25 protein-coding genes are annotated in these 21254 nt (G+C 40.6%); 5 read left to right on the forward strand and 20 right to left on the reverse strand.

All coding sequences use genetic code 11. From position 1 onward, the window contains the following. Positions 1-470: 470 nt before the first annotated feature. The 15 genes from fni to DCC82_RS12025 form a co-directional block, all read right to left on the reverse strand. Positions 471-1520 (reverse strand): type 2 isopentenyl-diphosphate Delta-isomerase, encoded by a 1050-nt coding sequence (gene fni / locus DCC82_RS11950; protein ID WP_097354692.1) that lies wholly within the window; start codon positions 1518-1520, stop codon positions 471-473. Positions 1521-1533: 13 nt separating this feature from the next. Then, positions 1534-2697: a 30S ribosomal protein S1 gene (gene rpsA, locus DCC82_RS11955; RefSeq protein ID WP_015864304.1), complete on the reverse strand. Its 1164-nt coding sequence runs from the start codon at positions 2695-2697 to the stop codon at positions 1534-1536. 153 nt (positions 2698-2850) lie between these two features. After that, on the reverse strand, positions 2851-3438 hold the full coding sequence (locus tag DCC82_RS11960; RefSeq protein ID WP_041269700.1) for a lysophospholipid acyltransferase family protein: 588 nt from the start codon (positions 3436-3438) through the stop codon (positions 2851-2853). Then, entirely contained in the window at positions 3435-4109 is a 675-nt protein-coding gene (gene cmk / locus DCC82_RS11965; RefSeq protein ID WP_097354693.1) for a (d)CMP kinase, read from the reverse strand. The genes DCC82_RS11960 and cmk overlap by 4 nt, the downstream gene beginning before the upstream one ends. Before the next feature lie 90 nt (positions 4110-4199). Beyond that, on the reverse strand, positions 4200-4379 hold the full coding sequence (locus DCC82_RS11970; RefSeq protein WP_041269932.1) for a YpfB family protein: 180 nt from the start codon (positions 4377-4379) through the stop codon (positions 4200-4202). A gap of 38 nt (positions 4380-4417) precedes the next feature. Then, complete coding sequence (locus tag DCC82_RS11975; protein ID WP_062752752.1) at positions 4418-5110, reverse strand: flagellar brake protein; 693 nt, start codon at positions 5108-5110, stop codon at positions 4418-4420. Between the two features lie 115 nt (positions 5111-5225). Continuing rightward, complete coding sequence (ypeB, locus tag DCC82_RS11980) at positions 5226-6569, reverse strand: germination protein YpeB (protein ID WP_015864309.1); 1344 nt, start codon at positions 6567-6569, stop codon at positions 5226-5228. Positions 6570-6589: 20 nt separating this feature from the next. Beyond that, positions 6590-7402 (reverse strand): spore cortex-lytic enzyme, encoded by an 813-nt coding sequence (sleB, locus tag DCC82_RS11985; protein ID WP_015864310.1) that lies wholly within the window; start codon positions 7400-7402, stop codon positions 6590-6592. A 92-nt stretch (positions 7403-7494) separates the two neighbouring features. Beyond that, positions 7495-8169, reverse strand: coding sequence for a glutamic-type intramembrane protease PrsW (prsW, locus tag DCC82_RS11990; protein ID WP_062752753.1), 675 nt, complete (start codon positions 8167-8169; stop codon positions 7495-7497). A gap of 506 nt (positions 8170-8675) precedes the next feature. After that, a complete protein-coding gene (locus DCC82_RS12000; RefSeq protein WP_062752755.1) occupies positions 8676-9641 on the reverse strand; it encodes an asparaginase in 966 nt (321 codons plus the stop codon). A gap of 162 nt (positions 9642-9803) precedes the next feature. After that, entirely contained in the window at positions 9804-10784 is a 981-nt protein-coding gene (locus DCC82_RS12005; RefSeq protein WP_015864313.1) for a YpdA family putative bacillithiol disulfide reductase, read from the reverse strand. A gap of 84 nt (positions 10785-10868) precedes the next feature. Then, positions 10869-12155 (reverse strand): Glu/Leu/Phe/Val family dehydrogenase, encoded by a 1287-nt coding sequence (locus DCC82_RS12010; protein WP_062677588.1) that lies wholly within the window; start codon positions 12153-12155, stop codon positions 10869-10871. A 255-nt stretch (positions 12156-12410) separates the two neighbouring features. Beyond that, positions 12411-13001, reverse strand: a complete 591-nt coding sequence (locus DCC82_RS12015) for a genetic competence negative regulator (RefSeq protein ID WP_015864315.1) — start codon at positions 12999-13001, stop codon at positions 12411-12413. A 106-nt stretch (positions 13002-13107) separates the two neighbouring features. Continuing rightward, complete coding sequence (locus tag DCC82_RS12020; protein ID WP_041269701.1) at positions 13108-13893, reverse strand: metallophosphoesterase; 786 nt, start codon at positions 13891-13893, stop codon at positions 13108-13110. 8 nt (positions 13894-13901) lie between these two features. Continuing rightward, a complete protein-coding gene (locus tag DCC82_RS12025; protein WP_015864317.1) occupies positions 13902-14294 on the reverse strand; it encodes a hypothetical protein in 393 nt (130 codons plus the stop codon). Between the two features lie 111 nt (positions 14295-14405). On the opposite strand from DCC82_RS12025, the gene DCC82_RS12030 reads away from it, so the two are divergent. Genes DCC82_RS12030 through DCC82_RS12040 form a run of 3 tightly spaced genes read left to right on the forward strand, consistent with a single transcriptional unit; the run spans position 14406 to position 15497 of the window. Then, the gene (locus DCC82_RS12030) at positions 14406-14636 is read left to right on the forward strand and encodes a spore coat associated protein CotJA (protein WP_015864318.1); all 231 of its coding nucleotides are present in this window, start codon (positions 14406-14408) and stop codon (positions 14634-14636) included. Next, a complete protein-coding gene (locus tag DCC82_RS12035; protein ID WP_015864319.1) occupies positions 14633-14893 on the forward strand; it encodes a spore coat protein CotJB in 261 nt (86 codons plus the stop codon). Before DCC82_RS12030 ends, DCC82_RS12035 begins: the two co-directional genes overlap by 4 nt. 34 nt (positions 14894-14927) lie before the next feature. Beyond that, positions 14928-15497, forward strand: coding sequence for a manganese catalase family protein (locus DCC82_RS12040; RefSeq protein WP_015864320.1), 570 nt, complete (start codon positions 14928-14930; stop codon positions 15495-15497). Positions 15498-15524: 27 nt separating this feature from the next. Here DCC82_RS12040 and DCC82_RS12045 read toward each other — a convergent pair whose 3' ends face one another. The 5 genes from DCC82_RS12045 to DCC82_RS12065 all read right to left on the reverse strand — a co-directional run bounded on the left by DCC82_RS12045 (position 15525) and on the right by DCC82_RS12065 (position 19805). Then, entirely contained in the window at positions 15525-15977 is a 453-nt protein-coding gene (locus DCC82_RS12045; RefSeq protein WP_015864321.1) for a YpbF family protein, read from the reverse strand. 90 nt (positions 15978-16067) lie between these two features. Then, positions 16068-16643 carry a LysM peptidoglycan-binding domain-containing protein gene (locus DCC82_RS12050; protein WP_015864322.1) on the reverse strand — a complete coding sequence of 192 codons (576 nt, stop codon included), beginning with the start codon at positions 16641-16643 and terminating at the stop codon, positions 16068-16070. After that, positions 16640-17245, reverse strand: a complete 606-nt coding sequence (locus DCC82_RS12055; RefSeq protein ID WP_015864323.1) for a CPBP family intramembrane glutamic endopeptidase — start codon at positions 17243-17245, stop codon at positions 16640-16642. Before DCC82_RS12055 ends, DCC82_RS12050 begins: the two co-directional genes overlap by 4 nt. A 17-nt stretch (positions 17246-17262) precedes the next feature. Beyond that, the gene (locus tag DCC82_RS12060; protein ID WP_041269702.1) at positions 17263-18759 is read right to left on the reverse strand and encodes a RecQ family ATP-dependent DNA helicase; all 1497 of its coding nucleotides are present in this window, start codon (positions 18757-18759) and stop codon (positions 17263-17265) included. Continuing rightward, on the reverse strand, positions 18753-19805 hold the full coding sequence (locus DCC82_RS12065) for a YpbB family protein (RefSeq protein ID WP_097354695.1): 1053 nt from the start codon (positions 19803-19805) through the stop codon (positions 18753-18755). Before DCC82_RS12065 ends, DCC82_RS12060 begins: the two co-directional genes overlap by 7 nt. A gap of 255 nt (positions 19806-20060) precedes the next feature. Between DCC82_RS12065 and DCC82_RS12070 the strand changes: the two genes are divergently transcribed. Further along, entirely contained in the window at positions 20061-20309 is a 249-nt protein-coding gene (locus DCC82_RS12070; protein WP_011231729.1) for a ferredoxin, read from the forward strand. A gap of 299 nt (positions 20310-20608) precedes the next feature. Then, positions 20609-21112, forward strand: a complete 504-nt coding sequence (locus DCC82_RS12075) for an inorganic diphosphatase (RefSeq protein ID WP_015864326.1) — start codon at positions 20609-20611, stop codon at positions 21110-21112. Positions 21113-21254 lie beyond the last annotated feature (142 nt).

Here is a 21254-nt window from a genome sequence, read left to right on the forward strand (position 1 = left end):
TTTTCTATGACCGAAATGCCCTATTTGTGCTGGGCTTTTTTATACACTAGCACTGGGGTGAATAGTTACATGATTTGTTTTCTTTTCTTCCTTTCTTTAAAAAAAAACATCCAATTCCCCTTCTTTCTAACAAGCAGGCGTTCTCAACTTTTATTTTTTCCATTTTTAAAATACGATAACCCCTTTTTTGACAATAAAGTTATTTAAAACATGAAAAAATCATTCCTTCGCTAGCCGGAGGCACTTATTCCAACTCACGGTTGCAGGTGTACAGCCAAACGAGGCCAGCTTTCGGCGTGCGAAAGAACCTTTTTTGTCCATGGAGCATAGATTTTGTTGATCTTTTTATAGAATATATGTTCGATTTAAAGAATAAAAAACACCGCGATTCATCTCCCCACTTTACTCAGAGGGGGTTAATGAAAAACCCCTTCGTCCCGTGATTTTGGTCATCGGGATGAAGGGTGAATTTATCGGCAACTATATACTTTCGTGTCAAAGCCTCTTTCCGTTAACCAATGATGCGTATCACCGCGAATGACAAGCGGCACACGCTGCAGCTTATCGATCGTCTTTGCCCCCAGCGCCCCCATAATCAACGTTAAATCGTGATGAAGCTCCTCGATAGAGGCAACTAACGCTTCCACTCCTTGTTCGACAAGCGTTCGCAACAATGGTCCCGCCATTCCAACCGCGGATGCTCCTAGGGCGATCGCTTTCGCAGCATCCAACGCTGTACGGACACCGCCGCTGCCGATCACGACTAAAGAAGGAGAGGTTTGCGCTACCTCTACGATTGATGCCGCCGTTGGAATCCCCCAATCATTAAAATACGTTATTATGTTGGAACGTCGTTTATTTTCAATACGGGCAAAATTGGTGCCGCCCAAGCCTCCAACATCGACGATTTTCACGCCTACTTCTTCTAAGCGCGAAGCAGTTTCCTTGCTCATGCCAAATCCTACTTCTTTTACGATAACAGGGACTTGAACGGCTTGAACAATTTGTTCGATGCGAAGCAGTACTCCCGTAAAATCACGATCTCCTTCCGGCATCACAAGCTCTTGCACCACATTTAAATGAATTTGCAGACCGTCCGCCTCAATCATATCTACAGCACGCTTCGCATCATCGACAGTTGCTTCACTGCCAATGTTCGCAAAAATAATGCCGTTTTTATTTACTTTTCGTACAATCTCAAACGTTCCTCGCTGTTTATTGTCTCTTAGCGCTGATGTTTGCGAACCAACGGCCATCGCTATTCGGCAATGTTTTGCCGCCTCCGCTAATCCTTTATTAATTTCAAACGTTTGTTTTCCTCCGCCGCCGGTCATCGCATTGATAAAGAAAGGCGAACTTAACGAAAGTTCGCCTAAAGCAGTATGCAAGTGAATATCGTTCATGCGTACATCAGGTAAACTTTGATGAACAAACGTAATGTCATCAAATCCGCTTGCACCTTGATCGGCAGTAGAGAGCGCATGCTGAATATGTTCGATTTTCCGCTTTGCTCTGCTCATTGCTTCATCCTCGTTATTTTAATTTTTTCAGCTGTTCCCCGAGGACTTCGCCAATTTGAAAACCTCTTACTTCATTAGACGGCTTTGTATATTGGCTATAATCTTCTTCAGGTGCTGTTTCTTCTTCGATCAGCTCGCGCATACTTAACGAAATGCGGCGCTCCGCTTCGTTTACATCAAGCACTTTCGCTTTTACTTCTTCTCCTTCTTTTAGCACTTCATGAGGGGTGCCGATGCGCTTATTAGAGATTTGTGAAATGTGGACAAGGCCTTCGACGCCTGGGAAAATTTCAACGAACGCGCCAAACGGTACAAGCCGTTTTACCTTGCCAGTGACGATATCGCCAGGGGCGACTTTTTCAGCAATCCCTTCCCAAGGGCCCGGCATTGCTTCTTTGATCGAAAGGGAGACGCGGCCATTTTCTTCGTCAACCGCAAGCACTTTTACTTTTACGGTTTCTCCTTCTTTTACGACTTCGGACGGATGGGCGACACGTGTATGGGAAAGCTGCGAAATATGTACAAGTCCATCAAAGCCGCCAACATCAACAAACACGCCAAAGTCGGTGACGCGGCGTACGGTTCCCTCAAGCACTTGTCCCGGCTCTAAACGGCTAAGCGCCTCCTTGTGCTTGCGTTCTTGCTCTTCTTCCACAACAGCACGATGTGATAAAATGATGCGATTTTTTTCACGGTTAAGCTCTACCACTTTTACTGCAAGCGTCTTCCCTTTATAATCAGAAAAGTCTTCAACATAGTGAGGTTCTACAAGAGAAGCGGGTATAAATCCACGCACTCCTACATCAGCAACAAGCCCGCCTTTGACGATGTCTTTTACGACGACATCAAACGTTTCTCCGCTGGCAAATTTTCTCTCTAACTCTTCCCAAGCGCGGTCTGCGTCTACCGCTTTTTTTGATAAAATTAACAATCCATCCTCTTCGTTTTCGCCTTCTTCTACTTTTTTGACTTTCGCCGTCACTTCATCGCCGACAGAGACAGCATCACTTGTTTTTTCAATATGCAAACTAGATAATTCACTAATTGGAATAATCCCGCTTTGTTTGCTTCCTTCAATATCGACAAGCACTTGTTTATCTTCTAGCTTTACCACTTTGCCTCGGACGATATCACCTACCTTATATACATTCACTTCTAAATTCATATCCTCTGCCATGTTAAACCCTCCTTAATCGACTGACGGTCCGTGCTTCCTCCATAAGAAAGCACCACCTACATCATCGCTATATCAATCCAAACCATGATGTACAATAGGACCGTTTTTCTATTTAGTATACCATATTTTCTCAATAGACATGTAACTGAATGCTTATCGATACTGATCTAATAACGCTTGGATATGTTGCATAATATAAGCTGTCGCTTCTTCCGGTGATGCTTTTTTCTCTCTTAGTGGCGTCATATCAATCGGTGATCCGTAAACAACCTTAAGCGGCACAAACGGACGATATGAACCAATAATGGCGCATGGAACAACAGCGGCACTTGTTCGAAGCGCAAAAAAACCGACGCCAGGCAGCCCTTTTTTTAATTTTCCATCTTTGCTTCGTGTTCCCTCTGGGAAAATGCCTAACACATGCCCTTGTTTTAACACTTCTAAGCCGGTTCGCAATGCTTGGCGATCGCTCATTCCTCTTTTTACCGGAAACGCATGCAAAGTCGTAATTAAGTTTTTTAAGAGCGGAACACGAAACAATTCCTCTTTCGCCATAAAATGAATCGGTCTTGGAGCAGTAATTCCAAGGATTGGCGGATCGAGATTGCTAATATGGTTTGCGCAAAGAAGTACTCCTCCTTCTTTCGGAAACTTCTCCGCCCCTATCACCTCAATACGGTAAAGAGGGGTTAAAATGCTTTTTACAACTCCCTTGGCAAACGAATAAAAATCCACCGTCACCCAATCCTTTCGTTTACAATTTCCATAATGCGATCCACCACTTCTTCAATCGACAGTGACGTAGTATCAATTTCTATCGCATCTTCCGCTTTCTTAAGCGGTGCTACTTCACGCTCCGAATCGATTTGATCACGGCGTGCAATTTCCTTTTTCAACGTTTCTAAGTCAGATGGAAATCCTCTAGCAATGTTTTCCGCATGACGACGCTTTGCTCTTTCTTCCACAGATGCTTTCAAAAAGATTTTTACTTCTGCATTCGGAAGAACATATGTGCCAATATCACGGCCATCCATTACGACACCGCCATTTTTTGCGAGAGCGCGTTGGCGCGCCACCATTTCTTCCCGCACTGACGGGTGTTTTGCGACTAGCGATACTGCATTGGTTACTTCTTCATTGCGAATAATGTTTGTAACGTCTTCTCCATTGACAAATACAAGCTGCCCTTGTTCAGATGATTTTAATTCAATATATGTATTTTTTAACAAAGAAATTAATGCTTGTTCGTCATCAAGCGCAACTTTTTGTTGCAGCGCCACGTACGTTAGTGCCCGGTACATCGCGCCAGTATCAATATAAAGATAAGAGAGCCGTTTCGCTATAATTTTCGCAACAGTGCTTTTCCCTGCTGCAGCTGGTCCATCAATGGCAATGCGAATGTTGTTTCTCATAATTCCTCCTATCATATCTACATGATTTTTTATCAAAGAAAAAAGCAGGAAACTCCTGCGTGCTTCGATGCCATTTTACCATATAGGCCGCTAGCGGTCGATGATTGTTTCGATTGTTTTTGTCTTTTCTTGTCTGCTAACGCCTTCATATTCATAAATTTTTCCTAAATAAGGGCTAAGCGGAGTATATAAAATGAGCCATTGAGCAATGATTAAAAAAACAAACTGAATAATAACAAGCTTTAGTAAAATAGATTCCACTCGTTTCATTAGAACCAACAGCCCGCTTTCCGTTTTTTATATAGCCATTATTCCACGCTTTTTCGCCATTTATTCGCAATATCTTCCTCTCTTTTTCTTATCTCTAACTGCTGTTCAAAACTATATCGAATCAATCGTACGCGATCTTGCGGAGATACATCCAAAAATTGTAAGGACGCTTTATATATATCACTGTTTTTCGCTTGAAATATACGAACGATTTTTGCTTTCACTTTTAAATAATGATATTCTCCTGATTTCATAGCAAGTACAAACCATGCCTCTACCACCATTCCAGGAAGCAGCTGCTTTTGCTTATGCTCTGGCAATACGACCGCTGCTCCGCCAGCGCTAATATCAGTCGTCATCGTTGTAAACGGCATAAATTCTTGATGGAGAGGATGAATCGCCACATCCGTATTCGCTTCCACTCTTACATAACGGCGACGCTGAATGCGCACTAACTTATCTACTCCTGGATAGGAAAGAACAACCATTGGTATCGGCTTACGCACTTTTCCAATTACTTCTGTTTCAAATAAATAAAGACAATGATCCGGCCCAACAAAACTTGCTTTAAATTGCATTCCATTTAATAAAAACACGGTTTTTTCTGTTTTTACATTAATTGGATAGTTAATATGTATATAACCGTCACTTATTTCTGCCACTTTGCTTTTATATTTTTCCTCTTCCCCGCCTGCTGGTTCTAACATTATCGTATCCCCTATTTTTAACATCGTCTCTCCCTCTCATTTTCTTCTCATGTTTATTAAAACAAAAAGGAAAAGCTTGCATCAAGCTTTTCCTTTGGTAAAGGGAGAGATAGGATTTGCACCTATACAAACATATCCTTTAACTATAGTTTTGTTCGACGCTTTGCAGCTTTTCGACTTTTTCCTCCATTCCTGTGTTTGCATTAATAAAAATTTGATATGTGTCTTCTCCAAGTGTTCCTAAAAATTCATAGCAGAGCACTTGCTCGTTCATATCGTTTACAATTATTGCTTGGCGCTGTTCCATTACTTTTAAATTTGGATTTACTTTTTTCCTCGCTTGTTCTGCTGTCAATTTTGGTTTTGACAGCGGGCGTTTAACGGAAGAAGATAAGTAATCACGCGCAGAGAAGCCGACAATCGTTCCATCATCAAGAGCTACTTTCATTTTAATTGCTTCCGGATAAATGCGAATTCCGTTTTCATTTGTCACAAATGTTAATACAGCTACGTTATCATATTGGGAACTATCATATAGCTCTAAATTCTTAAACTTGTGCTTCTGCAAAAATTTCATCCCTCTATTTGCCGCTTCATGCAAACTAATCGCCTGTTTTTTTATTGGACGGCTATCGATGACCCAAATCGGATAACCACCTTTTTCTGTAATGTCCATATAAATACTGCTTTTCTTTTTTGGATCGCGGATCGTCAAACTGTAAAAGCGCTCATCTGCTCCTTTTCCACTTGTTGTCACTTTTATGTTTTCCGTTCCTTTTAACCCAAGAAAAGAACGAGCAATTTGTTTCGCTTCTGTTTTTGAAATTGGTTTTCCTTTCGCACGGACAAAACCTTTTTCTTTATTCTTCAGCCCAATAAATGTCGGGCTAAATTCTGATGATCTCGAGAAAGTATCTACATTTTTTTCGACTGATTTAAACCCATCAATAATAATGTTATCGTCAGGGCTGTCGTTTGTAGCAAGCGCTAATTCCACATCCATCCAACGCAAGTTGTTTTTTAAAACTAAATGTTGAACATTGCGAAGTTCTTGTTGAATATTTGCCGCATTTTTATATAGGGCTTGTAACGTGCGATATTCTTCATTCGTAAGCGGTTCTTTTTCTAAATCGCGAATCGCTGCCCGATAGCTGAACTCCCCTATTTTGGCAAGAAACTCTTGCGTTTTGTTAAACGGGAGTAAAGAAAGCGGCAATTGTCCGACACTTGTATGGGCTTCTGAGGCGATTCTCCATACTTCAGCCAAAGCCGGAGAAAGTGACGCACGGGAATTCATGGCAAGCGTTGTGCCGATTTTATCATGCAATAAGTCAATTTGATAGGTTAAGTCGTGGAAAGCACGCTGATAGTTATTTTCAGCATGAATTAATATCGCGTTTTTTTCTTGGTGTTCCCGATATCCCCAATACGCTGTTCCGACAATTCCAAGTGACAGTACTCCGATTAATAAATTTCGTATCATTTTTTTGTTCACCTCCTGCATTATTTACAAAAAATGTGTTTGCCGATCCGCTTAATTTGCGGCCTATTCCAAATCCATGCACTCGTTGCTGTCGACGGGTTGAAATAATAAATGGCTCCACCGGTAGGATCCCAACCGTTAATCGCATCTAGCACCGCTTTTTTTGCCGTTTCATTCGGCGTCAGCCAAATTTGCCCATCGGCTACTGCAGTAAATGCCCCAGGCTGAAAAATCACTCCCGCCACCGTATCTGGAAACGAAGGATGTTCTAAGCGATTTAAAATGACGGCTGCCACGGCGACTTGGCCGATATAAGGCTCTCCGCGCGCTTCTCCATATACGGCATTTGCCATCAATTGAATATCGTTTTGTGAAAAACCGTTTGGCACATTGGATGCTGTTGCTTTTGCCGAGCTGTTTCCGCCGCCCCTTTTATTTCTTTTTACTTGCTGGCTTAACGGAATGCCCCCGTAATGGGTAAACGAATTGCCTTTGCGAATTTGCTCCTTCACAAATTGCTCATGATATTTCGATACCTTTACTAGTTTTGCTTTTGTACTCTCACCGACAAGCCCGTCGACTGGAAGCCCATATTCATATTGAAAGTTGCGCACTGCCCAATATGTATTCCAGCCAAAAACTCCATCAATTTTTCCATTGTAAAATCCGATATACTGCAATCGTGCTTGTAATTCAATGACATCATCTCCAACCGCCCCTCGCTGAATCACTTGATTCGAAAACGCTTTTACTTCTTCCGCTGGTTTTCCACAGATAAACAAACAAGCAACCAATACGGCAAACCATAAATGCCACTTTATTTTCCTTATCATACGCGAACCCTCCCGTATTACTTCTGTTGTTTTATCCCTATTTTCTTTCGAATTTGCCTTTTTATGCAAAAAAAAACAAAAAACCAAGCGTATTATGCTTGGCTTTTTGCTGAAGGGATTCTATCGTAATCATGTAATCCTTTCGCTTGTTTTACTTTTCGAAGAGCAGACCACCATAATAACAGCATGAACGGAACCATGTAATAACTCCATTTTTCCTGTGTCAACAAAATGAAATCATACGTCCCGTGCAATAGAAATGGCAGAAAAAAAGAAAGAAATAAGTAGCGCCGCTTTTTTATAGTAAATTTTGCTTTTCCAAAATAAAACCCCATAATGACCGCGAATAAAGCATGGCTTGAGACAGGTAAAAACGCTCTTGTTACGGCAAATTCTACACCGTTTGCCAATAAATACAAAATATTTTCCATCGTCGCAAAACCGAGCGATACACTTGCGCTGTATACGATGCCATCGTACGGTTCATCAAACTCGTGGTGGTCATAAATAAAAAAATAGACAATAAACCACTTCACAAACTCTTCCAATAATCCCGACAAAAAAAAGGCGCGAGCTATCTTAGAGGCTGCGATTCCTTCCACATGAAACACATATTGAATAAACATAATGGGAAACACAAGAAGCGCCCCAATAACAAATGTTCTCAACACAATGGATAGCGGTTCGGTTTCATATTCATCTTTTAAATAAAAATAACTAAGCAGCGCAACACCTGGGGCAATGCCAGACGAAATTAACGTTAACATACAAATCCCCGTTTCCATCCGTTTTCTTTATGGTAACATGAGAATGTGGCATTTGAAAATGACCTTCCGATATTTCATCATAGCAGAACTTTCTCGAAGGAGGAAGAACAGCGAAAAAGTTCCTGATTATTCACACAGGCGGTACTATTTCGATGAAGGAAGATGATAACCTAATTTCATCTGTCAAAGTAGCCGGAAGAGAAGAAGCGCGCGGAAAAGGGGTGTTGGGGCCGTACTCAATGACGAAATCCACACAGCTAAAAACGTGACAAAAACTCATACGTGTGATTTATCAAATATATTTAACCCGTGGTGCTAGATAAAATCAGACAAGCACAAAACTAGAGATTCGATAATAAATTTTATGAATAAATTAAAAGTTCGATTTTATAGAGAATATTTGAGTATAAAGTGTATATATGATAATATGATGCGGCTCACCTCATCCAGATATTCCCTATTTAATAAAGAGGACAGTGTGTTAACTACACTGTCCTTGTGCCCATTTATATACTGAATTTCCCTTCTAAATTATCTTCATTAGCTGCAAGCAATACGGCTAATTTTATTCTTGCCTTTTTACTGTCTAAATCTTTCCCTAAAATAACTCCATTTTTAACAAGATCATAAGCGCTGCCTAAATAATCATAAGTCGTATATACTTCCCCTTCTTCTGCACTTGTTGTAATTACAACTTTTATTTCTTTCGATACAGCTTCTTTTATTGCGCCCATCATTTTTGGTGATACTTGTCCTCTGCCTACCCCTTCTAAAACAATTCCTTTTACATTAGCGTTTATGGCTGCTTTTATAAATTTATCGTCAGCGTCTAAATAGCATTTGATTATATCTACTTCAGGTATTTCATTTTTTATTTTGTATGTTTCCCTTCTAATTGGCTTTTGATATATGTATACTTTATCATTATCGATAATCCCTAAATACCCATATCCAAAAACATCAAAGCCTTGTAAATTAGAAGCATGTACTTTTTTCACATGTCTGGCCACAAATATGCGTTCATTAAATACTACAACCGTTCCTACACCTCTTAAATCGTCATTACAAGCCGTATAAACCGCATGGCGAATATTTGTATAAGCATCACTTCCCTGTTGTTCTGGAGAGCGTTGTGAGCCTGTTAAAACGATTTGGCGATCATCTGAAATCGTTAAATCTAAAAAATATGCGGTTTCTTCGAGCGTGTCTGTTCCATGTGTAACAACTATGCCATCAATTGTTTTATCTTGATAAATTTCTTCGATTTTGTTTTTTAAGGTTAATAAATGCTCAAATGTAATATGCATGCTCGGCAGTTGAAATAAAGAATGTATTTCAATTTTAATATCATCAGGTAAATTGCAAATTTGTGCTAATTCTTCTCCCGTCATTTCCCCTGAAACATATTTGCCTTCTTCTGTCTTTTTGCTTGCTATTGTTCCACCTGTAGTAATTAGTGCCACTTTTTTCATTAATGTCACCTCTTTAGAAACATAATAGCATAAATGAATTACAACACAAAATAATGGTTGTCGATAAATAAAAAATAGACTGTCTAAACGATCCGCAGAAACTGCAAGAAATGTTTATGGAATGATAAAAAAGAGGCTGAAAAAAACCAGCCTCTCCTTCTGTTATTGCCCTTTCTCCTTTTCCCGTTTTGCGATACAAGCAGCGATTTGCTCACCGTGAAAGCGCCCGTTTTCAATAAAAATTTCATTGGCATCATTTCCTGCCGCAATGACACCTGCGATAAAAATTCCGCGTACATTCGTTTCCATTGTTTCTGGATCATAAAGCGGCCGGCCTGTTTCTGGATCGACCCCGACTCCCATCTTTTTCAAAAATTCATGATCAGGATGATATCCTGTCATCGCAAATACAAAATCGTTTTTAATTTTTTTGATTTCGCCCCCTACTTCGTAAATGACGGCATCCTCCGTAATCTCTTTTACATGAGCGTTAAACTCCATTTTAATAATTCCCTTGCGGACGAGAGAATCGAATTCCGGCAAAATCCAAGGTTTGATGCTTGGCGAGTATCCGCTTCCCCGGTACAATACCGTGACACGTGCTCCCGCCTTGACAAGTTCCAACGCTGCGTCCACGCTAGAATTTTTTCCGCCAATGACAACACAATCGGTGTTGTAATACGGGTGCGCTTCTTTAAAATAATGCGTTACTTTCGGTAAATCTTCTCCCGGTATGTTCATATAATTTGGATTGTCATAATATCCGGTAGCAATAATAACGTATTGGGCGCGATATCGTTCTTTTGTCGTTTGGACAAGAAATGTTCCATCTTCTTGTTTTTCTACTTGCTCCACTTTTTCAAACGTTTGTACACGCACTTGTTTTCTCGTAACTACTTCGCGATAATAAGCAAGTGCTTGATTGCGCTTTGGCTTCCGATTTTCCGTAATAAACGGAACCCCGCCAATTTCAAGACGCTCACTCGTACTAAAAAACGTTTGATGAATCGGAAAATGATAAATGGAATTAACGATATTTCCTTTCTCTATTACTAACGGACGATAACCGACATCTTGCAAAGCGATCGCCGCAGCAAGCCCACAAGGACCACCGCCAACAATAATGATTTTTTCTTCTTTCATCCGGTTCACTCCTTAAACATCCAAAAATCCCCTATCATATGATAGGGGATTTTTGGCATGTTGTAAATATGTTTTGCATGCTCTTTATACCCATCCGCGGAAACGGCACGCTTCCGCCATTTTTCGAACGCCGACCATATAAGCAGCCAATCGCATATCTACGCGGCGGGTTTGCGCCATTTCATATACGTTGTTAAACGCTTTTACCATCACTTTTTCTAATCGTTCTTGGACTTCTTCTTCTGTCCAATAATATCCTTGGTTGTTTTGCACCCATTCAAAATAGGATACCGTTACACCGCCGGCACTAGCTAATACGTCTGGAACAAGCAAAATGCCGCGTTCCGTTAAAATTTCCGTCGCCTCTAGCGTCGTTGGACCGTTTGCCGCCTCCACGACAATGCTTGCTTTAATATTTGGCGCATTTTCTTTCGTAATTTGATTTTCAATTGCGGCTGGAACTAAAATATCGCAATCAAGCTCTAACAATTCTTTGTTCGTAATTGTATTTTTAAATAATTTCGTTACCGTACCAAAGCTGTCGCGGCGCTCAAGCAAATAATCGATATCTAAACCGTTCGGATCGTAAAGAGCTCCATATACGTCGGAAATGCCAATGACTTTCGCACCGGCATCATGCATAAATTTTGCTAAATAGCTTCCCGCGTTTCCAAAACCTTGAACGACCACGCGTGCTCCTTTCAAGTCGATACCGCGTTTTTTCGCCGCTTCGCGAATACAAATCGTAACCCCTTTTGCCGTCGCGGTTTCGCGCCCGTGCGACCCGCCTAGCACTAAAGGTTTTCCTGTAATAAATCCAGGAGAGTTAAATTCGTCGATGCGGCTATATTCGTCCATCATCCATGCCATAATTTGCGAGTTCGTAAAGACATCTGGTGCAGGAATGTCTTTTGTCGGACCAACGATTTGGCTAATCGCGCGAACATAACCACGGCTTAATCGTTCTAATTCACGGAATGACATCGTACGCGGATCACATACAATTCCGCCTTTTCCACCGCCATACGGCAAATCGACAATGCCACATTTTAGGCTCATCCAAATAGATAGCGCTTTCACTTCACGCTCTGTTACGTTTGGATGGAAACGAACGCCCCCCTTAGTTGGACCAACGGCATCATTATGCTGGGCACGGTAGCCGGTAAAAATTTTTACAGTACCGTCATCCATGCGCACAGGAATTCTCACTGTCAGCATGCGAATCGGCTCTTTGAGCAACTCATATACTTCTTCTGGATACCCTAATTTTTCCAATGCTCTATGTATAACAGTTTGTGTTGCTGTTAATACATCATATTTTTCCGCTTTTTCTTCCAGATTTTCTTCGTTGGTATGCTTGTCGGCTACCATACGTAAACCTCCTATAAATTCGCTATAATATTTGATATTGTCACCTTTCATGTCATAGTATACACTTTCTTTTTATTTATGCAAAGGAAAAAAAATAAAATGCCAAGCGATTTACGGCTATTTACAACCATTTACATCGCTTTTATGTCAATAAGCTGTCTTTTCCTTAGTATATATTTATTTTCCTTGTCATCTAACATATGGAAAAAATAAAAAGCCAGACCCCTTGTCCATACGACGGGGTCTGATAAAGCATTAACGCACTGGAAAATAACGAACAAGTTGTTCAATGGCTCGATGTTCAATTAGCTTCTTACCATATTCTTGCACACGATGTATCGTTATCGTTGAAGGGCTGGCAAATTCCGCTAATAAAGCAACAAAGTTATCGATTGGGATCGGCGGTTCCTCAGCGACATGCAAGTAAAAACGATTTTGGTAGGAGTAGAGGGTTCCGTCTAGACAACCGATCGAGTAAAGACGATGAGCGAGCTGAATGACATCTTCAAACGTCTGAAATTCATAAAATATGTCATCGCTCTCATCGAGCGTTACTTGCATTTCAATATAATCGTCAGCAAATTCTTCCTCCATGTCGTCATATTCGCCCTCACTTGTTACGATAACAACCATTCCCTGTGCTGGTAAAGAGTATACTTCCACTGCGATCGACCCGTTTACTTCAAAGCCGAGCTCCTCGCTTGCCTCCTCAATCATATCGCGAAACAATTGATGAACTTTAAACGTATCTTTCCATAAATCCTCTTTCGTTAAACCGCGATCCATCAAATCATCAAACGTAAGGAAAATTTTGATTTTATTGTGGGTTAAGCGTTCAAGACGCATCAACACCCCTCCTTACCTACACAGCCATCTCTTATGTTTATTGTATGAAATAATTCATAAATGGTTCGTTTGTTATTATTAATGAGTTTACATCGTTTATAGTCATTTAGACAAGCATTTTTTCTTTATCTTCTTTCCGTGAACAAATGGTGATCAAATTCGTTTCCGCAGGGGCTCCAAAGCGAAGCGGAACGGCTGTCGTCCCGTACCCGTTGCTGACATAAACGGCTGTTCCGTTCACATTTTTTAAACCGCCTTTTTCATAGAGCCCAAACGAAAAGAAACGAATTTGCCCTCCATGCGTATGACCGCTGATCACAAGCGAAATATGATGTTCGGGACGAAGACGACCGACGATTTTCGGATTATGCGAAGCAAGGATGCGAAATGCATCCTCATCCACCCCTTGAAGCGCTTGGTCCAATCTTGCGCGCCGTTTGCTCATATCCTCCACTCCAATGAGAGCAAGCTTCTCCCCATTCGGGGATTGCAGCATAACAGCGCTATTTTCCAATATATGCACTCCTTCCTCCACTAAAAGCGAGCGCAAATCATATTCCGTTTCATAATCATTATTCCCCCAAATAAAATAAACCGGTCCAATCATTTTTAAACGGCGAATATTTTCCTTGACACGCGCGACGGGCACCCCTTTTTCCGTAAGGTCCCCGCCAACTAAAACAATATCCGCTTTTCCTTTTATCTCCTCCACAATTCTTTTTGCCAATACCCGCCGATGAAGATCAGAAATAAAAAAAATGGAAAACGCCCGAAAACTACTTGGAAACTGAGGAAAGGTCAATTCAATGTGAACAACGCGGTTTCGATGCGCTTCCCACCACATATAAGCCAATATACAAAAAAAAGCAAAAAAAATGATCCAAATCAATATAACTCCCCCTATAAGTTTCGATTATATTGACGAGAACGATCCAAATCCACCGATATCATACCATAAATCAAAGAGAAAATAAAAAATAAAGCAGCGAGCCTCGTTTCCCATTGAAATAGCCAATAAAAGCTTCCCATCCCCCCGCAGCAAATAAACCATTCCTTCCAACGCACCTGCTTTCGCTGCAAGCATAAAATCACTCCTTCAATGACGGTGCGGATCACTACTGCATTGGCTAAAAAACCAATAAAAAAACAAATCATTGCTAAAAACATCCGCAAAGGATTAAAAATAAGTTCAGTGATAAAATAGGCAAAATCAAACGGAGTCACTGGCGGCATCCAATGAATCATAAAATACCCGCATAAAAATCCGACAGCAATATATAACAGATAAAACACAACCTGTTTCCTCCCTTTTTTCTTACATGTATTCACCGAAAAAAGAAGTCATGAACAAAACGCAATGGTCATAAATATAGACTGAAGTTCTGCCGAAAAAGGAGGTTTCTTATGTTCACAACACGAAAGCAATACGAACCTTATGTAAGCCCATTTGACCCTTGCCCGCCAATTCGCGTCAAAACCTATGTCACCGCTCCAAATCAATATGTCGGATTTCAGCCGCCAAACTTGCCGCAATTCCCATTGCATGAAGCGTTAAAAAAAGGAACCCTTTGGAAAATTTTTTATGATCCATATTATGGTCCTTATGAAATGAAAACTAAAGGTGATTACCAATGAAACAGTTGCCAAAAGAATACTATGAACTTTTAGAACAGCTCCAAGCGGTTGATTTTGCCCTCGTCGACTTAACGTTATACCTCGACACCCATCCTACTGACTACCAAGCCATCCAGCAATTTAACCAGCTTGCGCAAAAACGGAAACAACTGAAAAAACAGTTTGAATCCTGTTATGGTCCACTTCAGCAATATGGAAACAGCTATTCCAATTATCCGTGGAATTGGAATGATTCTCCTTGGCCTTGGCAAGTATAGCAAAAACAACTCGCTGTAAAGGGAGGAAATGACGATGTGGATTTATGAAAAAAAATTGCAATATCCTGTTCGTGTCAGCACATGCAACCCAAAATTGGCGAAATATTTAATTGAACAGTATGGAGGTGCGGATGGAGAACTCGCCGCTGCGCTTCGTTATTTAAATCAACGCTACTCCATCCCTGATAAAGTAGTCGGTTTGCTCACAGATATTGGAACCGAAGAATTAGCTCATTTGGAAATGATTGCGACAATGGTATACAAATTAACCAAAGACGCCACCCTAGAACAGCTGAAAGAAGCAGGTCTTGACGCACACTATGTCGATCATGACCGCGCTTTATTTTATCATAATGCCGCTGGAGTTCCATTTACGGCGACATACATTCAAGCGAAAGGAGACCCAATTGCCGATTTATATGAAGATATCGCTGCCGAAGAAAAAGCGCGGGCAACCTATCAATGGATTATTAATATGAGCGATGATCCAGATTTAAACGATGGGCTTCGCTTTTTACGTGAACGTGAAATCATTCATGCCCAGCGTTTTCGCGAAGCAGTCGAAATTTTAAAAGAAGAGCGTGACCGCAAGAAAATTTTTTAATCGAAAGGTAGCTGAATGGAGTACCATTCAGCTATTTTCATAATACAAATTAATATCGTACTCCTTTTTCATGATCTCAAACAATTTATGGCGCTCTTTCCATTGCTGCTCTTCTTTCCATAAATCGGCGCTTTTTTGAATGATTTCACAGCGAAGCGAATGAAATTCTTCTTCTGCTTTATCGCACTTTTTTTTGTAATATAAAATGGCCCAATACAATGTAAACAACAATAATAATATATACAAATGCACTGTTTTTTCTAAAAACATCTTAATAAACGCAGTCAATGTACCGCTGGGAAAAATCAGATAAAATAAAACATATACGAAAAATACCGCAAATCCACCTAAAGTGACAATCTGCAAAGACAGGACCCGTTTCTTCAAACGTTCCCATTTTTGCTTCTTTTCAATCACTCCAAGCAGCATTTGTTTTGTTACTTCATCAATATGAAGCTGTTCGAAAAATACTTTGCTCACGGCCGGATCCCCTCGTTTTTTCACTGACCTCTATTATAAACGTATGTACGAGCCCATTTCGGTAGAACAAAAAAGTGATGGTACGCCTCCTTACTTTTCAGCGTCCATCACCGGAATTTGCAGCACTTGTCCTTTATGAAGCTGTGCGCTCTTTAAATGATTCCATTTTTTTATCATTTCCATTCCTTTATCACTTTGATAATATTTCATCGCAATGCTGTACAATGTTTCATTTTCTTGGACTGTATGTGTAATAATCTTTTGCTTTTTTTGCTTATCCGAAGCTTTATTTTCTTTTTGTGCGTCTGATTCAGGCCGATCTTTTTTTTGCGAGCTTGGCTCGCTTGATGGCGGCGCCGCCTTTTCCTCAGCAGGAGCAATATCAATTTGTTCGTAGCTGCCCGTCTCACTGCGTGTTACAACAGTCACTGTTTTTGAATCATCATTTGCATAATAAATGCTTAACATCGAAATCGGAAGTAAAATAAAAAATAGTGCTAACAAGCGAATAAGCGGATATTTTAACTTCCATTTCACCCGTTTTTTTGATTTCTTTTGTCTATGCACCTCCCTGCGCGATGGAAGTGATAATACATCTTCTTGCTGCACCATTTCGTCTCTTTGTTCCACTAATTCGCGCAATGATTCTGCTTGATCATGATTCACACATTATCACTCCCGTCTCCCTCTTTCATGTTGCGGACATAATGAAGACGAATATCGATCGCCAAGATAAAGTCAATAAGAAAATGAGCAAAAATGGTGACCCAAAGACTGTTTGTCCGTTGGTAAATATATCCAAGAAAGAAACTTAACAATACGACCATCCCAAATAAAAACCACTTTTCTAAATAGCGCACGTGCAACAAAGCGAACACGATGCTGGCAATAAACAAGCCAAAATGCGTCTGGATCACTCCACGAAACAATAGTTCTTCACTAAAAGCGATCAATAAACATAAAAAAAAGATATGCGGAATCGACCGGTTTTGGAAAATTTTTTCGTTAATTCCTCCATCATCATACCAATGTTCCGGCAAATAACGCATCAATAAAAAATCGATGGCCAATACAATCATTGCACTTCCGCCGCCATACTTTAACACCGTGGCAACATCAAAATGCCAAATTTTTTGGAATGTCGAAAGATCAAAAAGAAAAAATCCGATGATTGCTGATACGACAATTAACAATAACTGAGTAAAATATAAATGAATGAGTACTTCACGATCGTCCATCATGCGGATTTGTTCACTTTGCCGCCTCATTCTAGACACGCCTCGCTTTAAAAGAAAATTCGCTTTAATTCCGCTTTCCAGCCATGGAAATGCAGATCTTTATCCTCTTTCTCCATGCGCAAGTAGCTCTCGAGCGGAAATCCGCATCGGTCGCAGCATAAATCTGGCTTTCTCTCCAATGACTGTTGAAACGCCTGAACGATCGCCTCACGCCGGCATGAACGATGCAACACCCAACTCATCATTTCCCGCAGCTTTTTTCGCTTCCATTGCCTGCGCGTCTCGATATACTTCATCAATGTCTGATATAAACAGGCAACATCCCGTTCCGTAAGCAACCGCTTGGAAGAAATGATTCCTTCCGCTTCGAAAAAATACGTTAAAATCCGTTTTTGCACATCTGTTAACGAGCATGCATTCATTTGCTGTTCTAAACGATCCGGAGTTACACCATATAATAAGCTTTCGCATAATTGTTTTACTTGCACATCGTCCGGCAATTCCGTTTCCATAAGAGATTGTACCATGCTCTCGTCACCATTGGTATATAGTAAAATGGCAATGCTCTTTTTTCCATCGCGGCCGGCTCTGCCGATTTCCTGTAAATAAGCCTCTATCTGACCAGGCATGTGAAAATGAATGACAAAACGAATATTTTCTTTATTTACTCCCATGCCAAATGCATTCGTACAGCATACAATTTGCAATTGGTCACGTAAAAATTGTTGCTGAACAAGCATTCGCTGTTCGGAATCCATTCCTCCATGATAATAGGCGACTCGCTCAATTCCTTCCTCTTGCAGCTTCTGCGCCATCGTTTCCGCCCATTGCCTGCTTGAAAAATAAATTAACCCTGGTCCTTCTAGCACTTTTACATAATCAAGCAGCCTGCTTACTTTCTCATGGATAAAGTCCGTTTTCTCCACTTTGATGGCGATATTAGGCCGGTCAACAGAATGAATATGCCGACGAAGAGGCTGGAGCTGCAAAATATGTACAATATCATCCATCACTTCAGGCGGTGCGGTGGCTGTTAACGCCAGACAAGTTGGAGTGCCAAGACGCTTACGAATTTCTCCCAGCTTTAAAAAATCAGGACGGAAATCGTAACCCCACTGGGAAATGCAATGTGCTTCATCAACTACAAATAAGGAAATACGGATATTCATTAAAGCGCGAAGCAATCGTTCCGACTGCAGCATCTCCGGGGAAACATAAATAAACCGAAATTCATGAAGCCGCTCAAGTGCTTTGATCTTTACTTCTGTTTCTAAAAAACTATTAAATGCGATGACTCTCTTTTCTCCACGTTGGCGAAGCTGCTGCACTTGGTCCTCCATCAGCGAAACGAGCGGTGAAATAATTAACACGCTGCCTTGCAATACATATGCGGGAAGCTGATAACAAAGTGATTTTCCCCCACCAGTCGGCAACATTGCTAATACATCATATCCGCGCAAAATGTCTTCAATAATTTCCCGTTGTCCTTTTCGAAAAGAGGAGTAGCCGAATTTTTCTTGAAGCAACTGTTCTAATGTCACCACATTTCTCCTTCCTTTGCTAATACGAGGCGAATTTCAAAGTAGCTGACATCGTCATCGATAGCGTCACGAATCACCTTTAATTTCCGCGTCCGTAATTTTCGTACCGTTTCAATAATTTTTGCCGCTCTTTTCTCATTGATGAACGGTTGAATAGAAAAATGAGGAATATTCGCCGCAATTTCCACCACATGGTCTTCAATGGTGCTTCTTTTTAAACGGCGCAGCTTAGCGATCTCTTCGATCGATTTTCCACGCAATAGCCATTCATACGTTTTTTGTGTCGAAAACGTTAATGGTATCGGCGGCGATAAATCATGCATCAATTCATATAAAACGGATGAACGTTTTGATTCCGCTCTAGCCATCATATAATGCAATACATTTTGGAATTGAAACCGAACGTATACTGGATCTTTTTGCAAATAGGAAGCGATTTGCTCATTTGTCCAGCCAATTCGCTCAAAACTCGTTAAGCGCAATGTAAACACCGTCGCCTCTTCTTCCGAAACGGAAGAAAGAATGTCATATATTTCTTTATAAAGCGTTTGCGCTAATTCATGCACTGTCCTTTTTTGCGATAATAAGTAATTCTTTACCCAAATCAATATTTCCTCATGGCGATGAATCGGTTCAAAACGGGTTCGATGGAGCACGTTCGATAACGTTTGAACAAGCAAGGACAACCGATACCAAAACGTTTTTTCTGTGGCGTGATACCGCCATCCGTTTATATGAACCGGAAAAAACACTTGATGCAACTGTTCGTCTAACTGCTTTTTTCCAGCTTCCGTCAGTATATAAGAACGGTTTTGTACAGGGGAAATCAAGCCGTTTTCGAACAACTGTTGCGTTGCTGCCTCGACATCGTTTAACGTAACTTCTTTCCACACTCCGAAAAATGGTTCTAACTGAAACCATTTACTATCTTGTAACGTTTGTGACGACTTTTTTCCGGTAAATAGATGATATATCGCGGATAAAGACCGCTCCCCGCTGAAACGGTGCAAACAAAATAAAACAAGAAACGAAGCATACCCACCTTTCATTCGCGCCGCTCCTTTATTGAAACACTTTGATATACATCCATTGTAGCAGAAATACTCTCTTCGTTTCTCACACAAAGTTTTTCTCATCTAGAAAAATGCATAATGGGAAATGTATGTTTAAAAATATCGGTGTAATATTTTTTGTATTGAAAAGTTGTGGAAACAGTCTTATTATAAGAAGTGAAAGTTCATTTCCGAGTATGCAACACGGAGATGACAGTCCGTTTGAAATAGAATTTGAGGAGGTTTTTATTTATGCCAAAATATACGATTGTTGATAAGGAAACATGTATTGCATGTGGTGCGTGCGGTGCCGCAGCTCCGGATATTTATGACTACGATGAAGATGGCATTGCATACGTAACACTAGATGACAACCAAGGCATCGTGGAAGTGCCAGAAATTCTTATCGATGACATGATGGATGCATTCGAAGGCTGCCCAACGGAATCGATTAAGGTTGCAGACGAACCGTTTGATGGCGATCCAAATAAATTTGATTAATAAAAATACACCCTCTTGTATGCAAAATGCAAGAGGGTTTTTTATGGAAATGATCTGAATGAAGCCTCTATTGCCGTCCACTTAAGCAATAACGGATCGATTACCCGCTCCTGCACAAAAACAAGATCATCCAATCATGTTTTGCTGAAATCCACCGTCATATTTTAATGAGATTTTGTCGACTGTTGAAAAATTTGTTGATCGAAAGAACGAAACATTGAGTTATATTTACATAGTTGCTATACTTCTACCATCTATTCTATAATAGAAACACATACATATAAAGGGAGGAAAATGTTGTGGCATTTGAAAATAAAGTTGTCGAAGCATTTATCGAAATTCCGACAGGAAGCCAAAACAAGTACGAATTTGACAAAGAACGGGGCATTTTCAAACTAGACCGCGTCTTATACTCTCCAATGTTTTATCCGGCAGAATATGGATATTTGCAAAACACGCTCGCTTTAGACGGCGACCCGCTTGACATTTTAGTCATCACCACAAATCCAACGTTCCCTGGCTGTGTGATCGACACACGTGTCATCGGTTATTTAAATATGATTGACAGCGGTGAAGAGGATGCGAAATTAATCGGTGTTCCTGTCGAAGATCCGCGTTTCGATGAAGTACGCAGCATCGAAGATCTTCCGCAGCATAAATTAAAAGAAATCGCCCATTTCTTCGAACGCTATAAAGACTTGGAAGGGAAACGGACGGAAATCGGCTCGTGGGAAGGTCCAGAAGCTGCCGCTAAACTAATTGATGAATGCATCGCTCGCTACAACGAACAAAAAAATAAATAACAGAAAAGACGCCCAAGTGAACGGTTGACGACTTGGGCGTTTCTTATTCAGGAAAATCCGAACATTTCATAGTGAACTACCCCCACTTAATTTCTAGCGAAAATTTGAAGTGGGGGCTTCCAAAGAAGTTTGACTGCTTTAA

It is taken from the genome of Geobacillus sp. LYN3, assembly GCF_003064505.1.
In the GTDB taxonomy this organism is placed as follows: domain Bacteria; phylum Bacillota; class Bacilli; order Bacillales; family Anoxybacillaceae; genus Parageobacillus_B; species Parageobacillus_B toebii.